Origin of the sequence: Nocardia sp. NPDC005746, assembly GCF_040630785.1 — a bacterium.
In the GTDB taxonomy this organism is placed as follows: Bacteria; Actinomycetota; Actinomycetes; order Mycobacteriales; family Mycobacteriaceae; genus Nocardia.
The window spans coordinates 15,460-27,488 of the sequence record NZ_JBEXYE010000029.1 but is presented as its reverse complement, the minus strand read 5'-3'; the positions used below and the strand labels follow the sequence as shown (position 1 = coordinate 27,488).

The following is a 12,029-nucleotide window of genomic DNA, read 5'->3' as shown; positions in this document are numbered from 1 at the left end:
CGCCGCCCGGCGGCATCCCCGCCGCCGGGCCGCACCACCACGGTGCGATGGGACCCGAGCGGCGCCCGGTCCGATGGATGTCAGGCCAGGGCGGGCTCGCGCTCCCCGTCGAGCAGCCAGTCATTGGGCGCGAAGAGCTCGAAATGCACTCGGTCGGAAGGGATTCCGATGGATTCGAGCTGGGCGCGGACGTGTTGCAGGAAGCCGGTGCCGCCACACAGGTAGTAGTCCGCGTCCTCGGGGAGATCGATCCCGGTCACATCGAGCAAGCCGTGGCCGTCGGCTTCGTACCAGGCGCGGAGATGGACGTCCGCCAGCCGGGTGGCCAGATCGGCGATCGTCTCGCGCAGCGGGTGCGCGGTGGTGGAGCGGTCGGCGTGCAGGATGACGGTTCGGCGGGTAGGAGCTTCGGCCGCCAGGTATTCCAGGATTCCGACCATCGGAGTCACGCCGATGCCCGCGGAGATCAGCACGACCGGTGTGGTGGCCTCGGTGTCGATCGTGAGATCGCCGAAGGGCAGCGTGATCTCGAGGGCATCGCCCACCACGACGGTGTCGTGCAGCCAGGTCGAGACCTCACCGGCGGGCGTGCCCGCCTCGGCGAGCACCTTGCGCACCGTGAACGCGAGCCGGCCGTCGCCCCCGCGGTTGACCAGGCTGTACTGGCGCAGCTGACGCGCACCGTCGGGCAGCCGCGCGCCGACCGAGATGTACTGTCCCGGCGCGAATCCGGGCAGCGGGGCCGCCGGGTCGGAGGACTCGACCACGAAGGTGGCCACACCCGAGGGGTCGTCGATGCGCCGCACCACGCGGGTAGCGCGGAACACGTCGCCGGGCTCGACCCCGGCCGCATCGTAGAGCTCGCGTTCGAAATCGATGAGGGTCCGCGCCATCAGCCAGTACACGCGATCCCAGGCCGCGGCGATCTCCGCGGTCACCACGTCCGCGCCCAGCACTTCGACGATGGCGGCGAACAGGTGCTCGTGCACGATGCGGTACTCGGGTTCGGTGACGCCGAGCGAAGCGTGCTTGTGGCCGATGCGGGCCAGCAGTTCCCGCGGATGGGGCAGATTCGGGTCCACGAGGTGGGTGGCGAAGGTGGCGATGGAGGCGGCGAGCGCCTTCTGCTGCGCTCCGTCGTGCTGATTGCCGCGATTGAAGCGGTCGCGCAGCAGTTCTGGATGGGCGGCGAACATCTTGGTGTAGAACAGCGCGGTGATCCGGTCGATGTGCGCGGCCACCAGCGGCAGGGTCGCGCGAATCACCTCGGCATGCTCGGGTTCCAGGTCGACGGCGTTGTGCAGTGTGGAATCCGGCGCGAGCCTCATGAGGTCTCCTAGGTATCGATGAGTGCGACTGCCGGGAATACCGGCATATGCAGCAACTCCACGGTGCGCTGATCCACCAGATCGGACAGCAGGTACCGATCGAGCTCGGCATAGAATGCGTTCTGCGCGGCCCGGAGGACACCCCGCAATCGGCAGGCATTCGCGAGCGGGCACGGATTGTCGCCGACGCAGTCGATGACTTCGTCGTCGCCTTCGAGGTGACGGACAATGGTGCCGATAGTGGTGGTTCGGCCGGCCTCGGTCAGGAAGATCCCGCCGGTGCGCCCCCGCTGCGACTCGACGTAACCGAGTTCAGCGAGTTTGGAGACGGCCTTGGCGACGTAGTTCTCGGAGGCGTTCACCTGTCGCGCAATGAGTTTGACGGTGACGCGTTCCTCGGCCCCACTACTGACCGCCAGCCGCATGAGCGACCGTAGGCCGAGATCGGTGAACCGGGAGAGCTGCATGAGATCCACCGTAGCTAATTCCGATTCCGAAAAGCAGATTATCTTGGTGTGCGCTTTAATACGCGAATCCGTGCGGATTATGTAACCTACACCACACCAAACCCGCACCCTTTATAACTGATACAGCAAATCCCTGGCAGCGACCGGCACCGCTGCCAGGGATTTCGGTGAGGGAGAAGCGTTTCCCTCAGGCCGCGGCCATCAGCTTCGTGCGCGTGGCCAGCCCGTAGTAGATGACCAGCGCCAACCCGCAGCCGATGAACCAGCTGTACTGGGCCGCGGTGTGCATGCCGTACACGTTCTTGGCCAGCACCGGGAACACCGCCGCGATGGCGCCGATCACAGTGGCGATCACCGCGACAGGGTTGAATCCCTTGCGGTACCAGTACTTCCCGGTCTCGGCCATGGTGAACAGCTCGTCGACCACGATGGTCTTCTTGCGCACCAGGTAGTAGTCGGCGATGAGCACGCCGAACAGCGGTCCGATGAACGCGCCCAGCACCTCCAGGGTGTAGTGGATGACGTCCGGGTTGTTGTACAGGTTCCAGGGGGTGATCAGCACCGACCCGACCGCCGCGATCATGCCGCCCATCCGCCAGGAGATCTTCTGCGGGCTCACGTGTGAGAAGTCGAAGGCGGGCGAGATGAAGTTCGCGACGATATTGATGCCGACCGTGGCGATGGTGAAGGTGAGCGCGCCCAGCACGATCGCGAAGGTGGAGTCGATGCGCGAGACGGTCTCGACCGGATCGGTGATGAGCTCGCCGTACACCGGGATGGTCAGCGAGGCGGTGATCACCACGAGCAGCGAGAAGGCCAGGAAGTTGACCGGCAGCCCGAGCAGGTTGCCGCGTTTCACCGCCGCCATGGACTTGCTGTAGCGGGAGAAGTCGCCGAAGTTCAGCATGGGCCCGCAGAAGTAGGACACCACCAGCGCGATCGCGCCCAGCAGCACCGGCAGGGCGTCCCAGCCGTGGTACTTCACCGCGCCCAGCTGCAGGTCGATCGCGCCCCAGCCGGCCTTGTAGATCAGATAGCCGCACAGGAAGAACATGACGACATACACGGCGGGACCGCAGAAGTCGATGAACTTGCGGATGGACTCCATGCCCTGCCAGAACACCGCGGCCTGCACGATCCACAGCACCAGGTAGGCGCCCCAGCCGAGCAGCGACAGGCCGAGGAAGCCGTAGTCGCCGGACTTCGCGTAGGGGGCCAGGCTCGGGAAGAGCTTGACCGCCACCACGATCAGCGCGGCCGAGGCCAGGTAGGTCTGAATCCCGTACCAGGCCACCGCGATCAGGCCGCGAATGATGGCCGGGATATTGGCGCCCTTCACGCCGAAGGCGCTGCGGCACACGACCGGGTACGGGACGCCCGCGCGCTGGCTGGGCGCGGCCACCAGGTTGCACAGGAAATATACGATCGTGATGCCGATGAGCAGGGCGACCAGCACCTGCCAACCCGCCAGGCCGAGCGCGAAAAGGCTGCCGGCGGTGACGTATCCGCCGACGCTGTGCACATCCGACATCCAGAAGGCGAAGATGTGGTACGAGCCCCAGGTCTGTTTCTTCAGGGGGGCGAGATCGTCATTGGTGAGCCTGAGGTCGTAGTCTGGAGCGGGCGGCGGCGCCGCTGATTCCGCACCCGCCGATGCGGGAGTGACGATGTCGGTCATGGGGTTGCATCCGATCCGAAAGCCGATGAGTGTGCTCAAGGTAGGAACGAGCCGTTCCCCATGGATTGCTTTTCGGTTTCCGGGTCATTGCGTGATCCGTATATCTTTTCCGACCAGCCCGTTCACACGTGCTTCACATTTCTCGGGCACAAGGTGCGGAATTCGCGATTATCCACCGCGTCGCGCCACCCCGCGGGTGAGGTGAATTCCTGGCAACATAGCGCGCATGGAGCTCATGGCGCGGATCGAGGCGGCGGCGACCCTGCTCGAACCGGTGATCCGCCGGACGCCCGTGGTCGGTTCGCGGGTGCTGGCGGAGCTGGTCGGGCACCCGGTGTGGCTGAAGTGCGAGAACCTGCAGCGCACCGGCTCGTTCAAGCCGCGCGGCGCCTACAACCGGATCGCGAATCTGTCGCCCGCCGAGCGGGAGCGCGGTGTGGTGGCGGCCAGCGCGGGCAATCACGCGCAGGGGGTGGCCTGGGCGGCGACCTCGCTGGGCCTCGACTCCACGGTGTTCATGCCGGTCGGCGCGGCCCTGCCGAAGCTGGTGGCCACCCGGGCGTACGGCGCGACCGTGTACCAAGTGGGCGACACCGTCGACCAATGCCTGTTCGCGGCAAAGGAATTCGCCGATCGCACCGGGGCGACGCTGGTCCATCCGTTCGATCATCTCGATATCGTGGCCGGGCAGGCGACGGTGGGGCTCGAAATCCTCGAGCAGCTCCCGGATGTCGGCACCGTGCTGGTTCCCACCGGTGGCGGCGGCCTGCTCGCGGGTGTCGCGGCGGCCCTGCAACGACTGCGCCCGCAGGTCCGGGTGATCGGGGTTCAGGCCGCCGAGGCCGCCGCCTGGCCGGCGTCCCTGGCCGCGGGGAAACCGATTGCCCTGGAACAGATGTCCACCATGGCCGACGGCATCGCGGTGGGCCTGCCCGGCGAGGTCCCCTTCGAACACGTCCTCGACTCCGCGCCCACCATCGTCACCGTCGACGAGGACGCCCTGTCCCGGGCCCTGCTGCTGTGCATGGAACGAGCGAAGCTGATCGTCGAGCCCGCGGGCGCGGCCGGTGTCGCCGCCCTGATGGCCTGCAGCGCAGAGGAACTCGCCCTCGACGGCCCGGTCTGCGCCATCCTCTCCGGCGGCAATATCGACCCCCTGCTGCTGACCCGTGTCATCGGCCACGGCCTCAGCGCCGCTGGCCGCTACCTGGCCGCCCGCATCACCATCTCCGACCGCCCCGGCAGCCTGTCCCGTCTCCTGTCCGAGCTGAGCCGCACCGGCGCGAGCGTCCTCGACGTCGCCCACTCTCGCACCGGCGCCTGGCTCGGCATCGACGAGGTCGAGGTCCTCCTCACCCTGGAAACCCGCGGCCCCGCCCACCGCGACGAGGTCCTCACCACCCTCGCCGACGCGGGCTACGAGGTCCGCGTCCAGGACTGAAGTAGCCGCCGAACCTCAGTGCGCCCCACCGAGTTCCAATGCCAGCACCCCCGCGATGACCAACACGATCCCCCCGATCTGCACCGCCGTGATCCGCTCATCCAAGAACAGCGCACCGATGGTCGCCACCGCCACCACCCCCACCGCCGACCAGATCCCATACGCCACCCCGATGGCCATCCCCCGCTTCAACGCCTGCGACAGAAAGTAGAACGCAGCCCCGTACCCGATCACCACGATGACCGAAGGCACCACCTTGCTGAACCCCTCGGAGATCTTCAGCGACACCGTCGCCGTCACCTCACACACGATCGCCAACGCCAGCAACAACAAGGTCATAGCCGAAGGATAGCTGCCCGAATAGCGCCCGGAGCACCGTCGCGGATCGCCACGGCGTTGATGGTCGGAGGCTCGAATCATATAGTGCTGCGGTCGGACTGCCCGACTGAACTGCACGAAATGGGGTGGGGGATGACTACCGATCGACCGGTGGCCGACCAATCCGGGAACGCGTCGACGGATCCGGCACGGGGGACGGCGACCGATTCAGCACCGGAGACCGTCGCCATGGTGACCGACCGCGGGCGCCGGTGGCCGTGGATCACCCTGCTGGTCGTAGTCGCGCTCGTGGTCGCCGCTGTTACGGCCTGGCTGGTGACGAGGCCACAGGCGAAGTCCCCCGAAGCGGCGGCGCGCGACGACCTGAAGTCCGCGCAGCTGGCCCTGATCAACGCGCCCGGCATGCACTACACCGGTCAGCTCTCCGGGAAGGACGGCAAGAGTGCGGGACTGGATCTGCGGGTCACCAATGGCGGTGTCACGTCAGGAACCATCGACTACGGCTCGGGTAAGACGCTGACCTACCTGTCGGTCGGTGGGAAGACCTTCACGCGCGGCGGGAAGGACGCCTGGATTGCGCACGGACTTACCGCGGAGGCCGCCGAACAGGTTGGGAACGAAGTGCTGCTGCGGCCGGCCACCGTCCTGGACGTGGACGTGGCCGCGAAGCTGAAGCCCGAGTCGCTGGGCCGGCGGCTGGGACCCGGACCGGGACAGTCGGATCCGGTGATCCTCGGCGCGGCCGCACTCATCGACGGCCACTCCGTCGACGGGGTCACCAGCGGATCGGTCACCACCTACCTGGTTTCCGGGCGCGCGCGGCGCATCACCGATCCGAATCTCGATCTGACGCCCACTCCGATGACCGCCGACGAGGTCGCCCAGTTCTACCGGGAGCTGCGTCCCGAGGTGACCGCGCTGGACAATGCCGGCGACACCGAAGCCAGTGTCACCGCCGAGTTCGCACCGGGCAGCGATCGCTGCGTCCTGTTCTGCTTCGAGAGCATAACCGTGACCAGCACCCCGACTCCCTTTGCGACGGTGAACATCCCTGGTGTCACACCACCCGGGGACGACATCGTCGTGGCCTACGACATGGCCATCACCATCAACGGTGTGGTGGCCCCGCACCCGGAATGCGGCGGTGTGCTGCAAATGCCCGGGCGCGGAACCGCCACCCTGCAGTGCCGATTCGACCTGGGCCCGGGACAACACGCGCATACCGATCTGACCTTGCGCCCGGTGCTGGGTCGCACCCGCGCCGACGCCCTGGTCGCCGCGTTGGACACCGCCGCGAAGCAGAGCGGGGACCGTGCGAAATGCACGTTCACCTCGTTGTCGGAGGCGGCGACCCCGCGCTGCTGACCCGTCAGAGGTGTACCAACGCGGTCATCGGGGCCACTCCCAGCGTCGTGAGCACGGCGATACCGTCGGCCGCCTCTGCGCCACCGGCCAGAATCCTGGTTCGCGCCGCCTGATACCGGCAGCCCGTGGCGTCGAAAGTGGCCGCGGTGGACAGCAATCGGTCCCGATCCTTGGTCAGCAGCGCCTCGGCCCGGTCGATGATGGCCGCGGCGACCGGGTTTCCGGCGGCGGTGAGGCGCGCCTGATCGAAGTCCTCTGACGCATCGCCATTTCCGGCCAGTACCGCGGCCTCGGCGTGCAGGGCGAGGTACCAGGGGAGCCAGGCGCCCGGGACGCGGGTGGTCGCCTCGGCCGGAGTGAGTTCGGTGCGTTCGAGGGCGTCTTCGGGCTGGCCGTGGTGGAGCATCAGGAGGGCGTCGAAGACGGCCTGGTAGCCGTCGGCGTCGGCGGCCGGGGTGCCGAGTTGCTGGAGGACGCCGGTCCATTCGCGTTCGGCGTCGAAGTCGTCGCGGAGGCCGTGGATCATTCGGACGCCGGCGACGGCGGCGCCGAGGGCGGAGCGGGCGGGGCGGTCCTCGCGGTGCCAGGCCTCGAGGAAGCGGGCGCCGTGGGTGAGGACGTCGTCGACATTGCCGGCCAGGGCGTCGGCGACCAGGAGACGGCTGGTGGCGGTGTGGCCGACCTCGGCGAGCATGGGGTGCTCGGCCAGTTGCCGTCCCCAGCGGCGTGCACCGGCGAGATCGCCTGCGCCGAGGCCGAATTCGGCGGCCTGGCCGAGCGCGTCCATCAGCTCGTGGGTGCCCACCGGGTTGTCGGGAGTGGTGGACAGCAGCCGGACTCGCTTGCGGGCAGTGGCGGCGGCGGCCCGGACGTCCCCGGCGGCGCTCTGGGCGGCGGCGAGAGCGTCCAGTGCGGCGGATTCGGCGAACAGGTCGCGGGTGGCGTGGGCCAGTTCGACGGCCTGCTCGACCTGCGACATCGCTTCGGCGGCAGTCACTTCGGCGGTGCCCTGCGGCGCGTTGAACGGATTGGCGAAGACTGTCGCCTCAGCCGAGGCGATGGCGGACCGGGCCGCCGCCACCCGGGCATCATCCCCGCCCGCAGCGGTGTCGGCCAGCTGCCGGGCCTCGGTGATGAGCGCCGCCGCGTCCTGCCGGGAGGGGAGCTGCACGAACTTGCCCCAGAAGCGGTAGGCATCCGAGGCCGCGGTGGCCAGGTCGATGGCCGCGGCGGCGGGATCACCGGCGCGCTGGGCGAATTCGGCGGCGGAACGGTGCAGGCGGTACATGTCGTCGCCGTTGCCGCCGCAGCCCGCCGCGGCGGCCGACTGGCGGAGCAGGTCGGCGGCGACGGCGGGATCATCGCAGAGGTAGGCGGCTTGTTCGTGGCGCCATTGGGATTCGCCGGTGTGGTGGCGGGCGAACAGCAGGTGGGCGAAGCCTCGGGCCAGTTCGAACGCGTCGGCCCGCTGATCCGGGCGTTCGAAGGCCCAGCCGAGGGCGGCGCGGAAATCGTCCGCGGCGATATCGAATCGGGGCCGCCAGCCGTCGCGGACGAAACCGAGCTCGGTGGCCTCCGACGCGCACCAGCGCAGGTGGGCGGCGCGGGCGGCGTCGATCTCACCGGCGGCGTCGAGCTGTTCGAGGCCGTACTGGCGGATGGTCTCCAGGGCGCGGAACCGGGTGCCGGTCGGGGTGTCGGTGACGACGAGCAGGCTCTGCTCGGCCAGCCGCGCCAAACCGGCAGCGACCGTGCCCTTGTCGACGTCCGCGGCCGCGGCGGCCGCCTCGACGGGGAAGGCGGCCATGAACACCGAGATCCGGCGCAGCAGGGTGCGATCCTCGGGTTCGAGCAGGGCGTGGCTCCAGTCGAGGGCGGCGCGGACCGAGCGGTGCCGGTCGTCGGCGCGGGCGCCGCCCGACAGCATGCGCAGCTGGTCGTCCAAACCGGCGGTGAGGCCGTCCAATCCGAGGGAGGTCCAGCGGGCGGCGGCCAGTTCGATGGCCAGGGCCACGCCGTCGAGGCGCCCGCAGAACGCGGCGACCTGGTCGCGCAGCGCGTGGTTGGGCGGCCAGCCGCCAGCGGCCGCGCGGTCCATGAACAGGGCGACGGCGTCCGAATCACCGTCTCCGGCAAGCGACATGGGCGGCACGGTGTAGGCGTGTTCGAACGGCACCAGCAGGCGGGCGCGGCTGGTGGCGAGCACGCGCATGCCGGGGCAGGTGGCCAGCAGCTCTTCGATGAAGGGGGCCACGCCGTCGCGGACGTGTTCGCAATTGTCCAGGACCAGTAGGGCATTGCGGTCGGCGAGCGCGGCCAGCACGGCGCGGTCGAAGGGGCGGCCGGGCTGTTCGCCGATGCCGAGGGCCATGGCGACGGTGCCGGCGACCACGCAGGTGTCGGGGCTGGCGAGCGGGACCAGGTCGACGAACCACACGCCGTCGGCGAAATCGGCGGCCACCTCGGCGGCGACGGCGAGAACCAACCGGGTCTTGCCGACGCCACCCGGTCCGACCGCGGTCACCTGACGTTGTGTCCGAAGCAGTTCGGCGAGTTCGGCGCGTTCGCGGGTGCGGCCGATGAACGAGGTCAACGGTTTCGGCAGCACGGGCGCGGTCTGCGGGCTCGCGGTGCGAGTGGCGGCCGCGTGCTGGGCCAGGGCCCGGCGGTCGGGCACGTCGAGTTTGCGCAGCAGCGAGGAGACGTGGCTCTCCACCGTGCGCACCGAGATGAACAGTCGCGCACCGATCTCGGCATTGCTGAGGTGCTCGCCCACCAGGGCCAGCACCTCGGCTTCGCGGGTGGAGATTTCCAACGTCACAGCCATGAACCCAGTCTGCCGCATGGGATCGGCCGCGGCGGTACGGACGGGCTCGGTGTCGCTCTCCGTGGTGGATTCCGTGGTCGCCACGGATGTGACCGAGAGGTCCCGGAGGCGAAGCTGGAAGCACACCGAACGAACACCCTCTCACCAGGAGAAACAATGACCACCCAGGGCATCAAGACCGTGCTGCACCCCGTCGCCGACCTGACCGCCGCCAAGACCGTGTACGCCGCTCTGCTGGGCCTCGAGCCGCAGACCGACTCCCCCTACTACGTGGGCTTCGAGGCCGAGGGCCAGCACATCGGCCTGGTCCCGGCGGGCAGCCCGCAGAGCCCGGAATCCCCCGTCTCCTACTGGCATGTCGCCGATATCGAGGCCAAGATCGCGGCGCTCACCGCGGCCGGGGCGGCCGTGCAGCAGGCCGCCCGCGAGGTCGGCGGCGGCCGCCTGGTCGCCACCGTGACCGACCCCGACGGCAATGTCCTGGGCCTCATCCAGGACCGCTGACCCTCCCCGTCGCCCCCGATCCTCTCCCACCTCTCCCCCACTCCCGCAAAGGAATCCAGCCATGGCCACCGAGAACCCCGCCCAGAAGACCACCGTCGGTTTCAGCGCCGACGAGCGCGCCGCCATGAAAGCCCATGCCGAGGAACTGAAGACCGCCGCCCGCCGCCGCAACTCCCGCTCCGCCAAGGCCGACGGCGAGCAGGACGTGCTGGCCAAGATCGCCGAGATGGACGACGCCGACCGCGCGATCGCCGAACGCCTGCACGCCCTGGTCAAGTCCATCGCCCCCGAGCTCGGCGCGAAGACCTGGTACGGCATGCCGTCCTACACCCGCGACGGCAAGATCGTGTTCTTCTTCCAGCCCGCCGCCAAGTTCAAGTACCGCTACGCCATCCTGGGCTTCAACGATGCCGCCAACCTGGACGACGGCGAGATGTGGCCGGTCAACTACGCGCTGCGGAGCATGACGCCCGCCACCGAGGCCCGCATCACCGAACTCATGCGGCAGGCACTGAGCTAGACCCCCGAGCTCGGAAACACCCACGGGCGAACTTTCCCCGGCCGGATTCGAATCCTTTTCCGGCCGGGGACGCTCTTATGGTGGTGACTGTACGAATCGAAGTGAGAGAGCAGGACGTGGAACGCGGCTGGGCCGGTGAGCAGCTGGTGACGGCGGCCCAGAACGGTGACCGCGAGGCGATCGCCGCCGTCGTGTACGGCGCGCATCCGCATGTGCGCAGGTTCGCGCAGCATCTGTGCGCCTCCGACACCGATGCCGAGGACGCCACGCAGGAAGCGCTGATCATCCTGTACCGCAAGATCGGCACGCTGCGCGCGACCACCGCGCTGGCGTCGTGGATGTTCCGCATCGTCCGCAACGAGTGCCTGCGCCGGGCGCGCCGAGTCCTGGACCACGCGCCGCGGACCGAGACCGGCGATGTCGTCCTCTCCGCCGAGGACGAGGTGCTGCGGCGGCTGGACGCCGACCAGCTGGCCGAGGCGATCACGGCTCTGCCCGAGGTGCAGCGCCGGGTGCTGATCATGCGCGATGTACTGGGCTATCCCGGCCGCGCGACCGCCGACGCGCTCGGATTGAGCACCGCGGCAATGAAATCGCAGCTGCACCGCGCCCGCGCCGCGGTCCGCCAGGGTCTCGACCACCGTCGCTGACCGCCGGGCCGGTCGCACCACCGGTCATCTCACGCCATCCGGCCATGTCGTACCACCCCATGCGAAGGGACGCCCCGCCATGCTCACCACCGAACACCCCGCGCCGAACCTGGACCTGATCGATACCGCCGGACAGCCCTGGCTGCTGTCGGACGGCCGCGACGCGCGCGGCACCCTGCTGTATTTCATGCGCTCGACCTCGTGCCCGATCTGCAACCGGCACGTCCGTGATCTCATCGCGCGGCGCGACTTCTTCGACGACGAGGACATCCGGGTCGTGATCGTGGTCCCCGAGGATCGCGACACCGCTCTGGCCTGGAAGACCAAGCACGCCATACCGTTCGCCGTCCTGACCGGCTCGACCGGCGACCCGCACGAGTCGGTCGGCCTGACCCGCCGGATGTTCGGTTCGATGCGGCAGTCGGGGACGGTGCTCGTCGACGCCGAGGGCACCGTCCGCCACGCCCACGGCGCGACCATGCCGGTCAGCAGCTACGACCGGAAGGGCATCACCGCGGCCGTCCTCGCCCTGCGGGACACGCGGAATTAAATGGGATGCGGCGGATGCGGGCCTGTGGTTACAGTGCTCGGCATGTGGCTGTTCCTGTTCTCCTGAGCGCGATTCGCGTCTGACGCCCGGCGGTCTGTCGTCTCGACCGCCCGTGGCTTTCCCGATTCCGACCGGCATCCGATCCGGTTAGTCGGTCACGCATATTTCTAGGAGGACTTGTGCCCGAGCACTTCTCGCTGCCTGCAACTCCCGCGCCGCATGCAACTCCCGCGCTGGATGCAACTCCCGCGCCGGATGCAATTCCCGCGTCGCCGGCAATTCCGGCGTCGCCCGCTGTCCCCGCGTCGCCCGACATCCCTGTCGACGCTCCCGAGGAGCCTCGGCTCTCGCGCGCCGAAC

At 69.0% G+C, this 12,029-nt stretch carries 11 protein-coding genes; 6 read left to right on the top strand and 5 right to left on the bottom strand.

The genetic code is table 11. The annotated features are described in order from the left end of the window. Positions 1-80: 80 nt before the first annotated feature. From ABZ412_RS33420 to ABZ412_RS33410, 3 genes are all read right to left on the bottom strand, one after another. Complete coding sequence (locus ABZ412_RS33420) at positions 81-1,328, bottom strand: globin domain-containing protein (protein ID WP_357288507.1); 1,248 nt, start codon at positions 1,326-1,328, stop codon at positions 81-83. 8 nt (positions 1,329-1,336) lie between these two features. Continuing rightward, on the bottom strand, positions 1,337-1,795 hold the full coding sequence (locus ABZ412_RS33415; RefSeq protein ID WP_357288504.1) for an Rrf2 family transcriptional regulator: 459 nt from the start codon (positions 1,793-1,795) through the stop codon (positions 1,337-1,339). A gap of 187 nt (positions 1,796-1,982) precedes the next feature. Next, on the bottom strand, positions 1,983-3,473 hold the full coding sequence (locus tag ABZ412_RS33410; RefSeq protein ID WP_357288501.1) for an NCS1 family nucleobase:cation symporter-1: 1,491 nt from the start codon (positions 3,471-3,473) through the stop codon (positions 1,983-1,985). A gap of 226 nt (positions 3,474-3,699) precedes the next feature. On the opposite strand from ABZ412_RS33410, the gene ilvA reads away from it, so the two are divergent. Beyond that, the gene (ilvA, locus tag ABZ412_RS33405) at positions 3,700-4,914 is read left to right on the top strand and encodes a threonine ammonia-lyase (protein WP_357288498.1); all 1,215 of its coding nucleotides are present in this window, start codon (positions 3,700-3,702) and stop codon (positions 4,912-4,914) included. Positions 4,915-4,929: 15 nt separating this feature from the next. Here ilvA and ABZ412_RS33400 read toward each other — a convergent pair whose 3' ends face one another. Further along, positions 4,930-5,253, bottom strand: a complete 324-nt coding sequence (locus tag ABZ412_RS33400) for a multidrug efflux SMR transporter (protein WP_357288495.1) — start codon at positions 5,251-5,253, stop codon at positions 4,930-4,932. 132 nt (positions 5,254-5,385) lie between these two features. Between ABZ412_RS33400 and ABZ412_RS33395 the strand changes: the two genes are divergently transcribed. After that, complete coding sequence (locus ABZ412_RS33395) at positions 5,386-6,618, top strand: hypothetical protein (protein ID WP_357288492.1); 1,233 nt, start codon at positions 5,386-5,388, stop codon at positions 6,616-6,618. Between the two features lie 4 nt (positions 6,619-6,622). Here the strand turns inward: ABZ412_RS33395 and ABZ412_RS33390 are convergent, their stop codons facing one another. Then, positions 6,623-9,445, bottom strand: a complete 2,823-nt coding sequence (locus ABZ412_RS33390; RefSeq protein ID WP_357288489.1) for a LuxR C-terminal-related transcriptional regulator — start codon at positions 9,443-9,445, stop codon at positions 6,623-6,625. A 156-nt stretch (positions 9,446-9,601) separates the two neighbouring features. Here ABZ412_RS33390 and ABZ412_RS33385 point away from each other — a divergent pair, with 156 nt between their 5' ends. From ABZ412_RS33385 to ABZ412_RS33370, 4 genes are all read left to right on the top strand, one after another. Then, positions 9,602-9,949, top strand: coding sequence for a VOC family protein (locus ABZ412_RS33385; protein WP_357288486.1), 348 nt, complete (start codon positions 9,602-9,604; stop codon positions 9,947-9,949). A gap of 61 nt (positions 9,950-10,010) precedes the next feature. Beyond that, positions 10,011-10,469, top strand: coding sequence for a DUF1801 domain-containing protein (locus tag ABZ412_RS33380; protein WP_357288483.1), 459 nt, complete (start codon positions 10,011-10,013; stop codon positions 10,467-10,469). A 101-nt stretch (positions 10,470-10,570) separates the two neighbouring features. Beyond that, the gene (locus ABZ412_RS33375; protein WP_357288480.1) at positions 10,571-11,119 is read left to right on the top strand and encodes an RNA polymerase sigma factor; all 549 of its coding nucleotides are present in this window, start codon (positions 10,571-10,573) and stop codon (positions 11,117-11,119) included. A 79-nt stretch (positions 11,120-11,198) separates the two neighbouring features. Further along, positions 11,199-11,669: a redoxin domain-containing protein gene (locus ABZ412_RS33370; protein ID WP_357288478.1), complete on the top strand. Its 471-nt coding sequence runs from the start codon at positions 11,199-11,201 to the stop codon at positions 11,667-11,669. Positions 11,670-12,029: the final 360 nt, after the last annotated feature.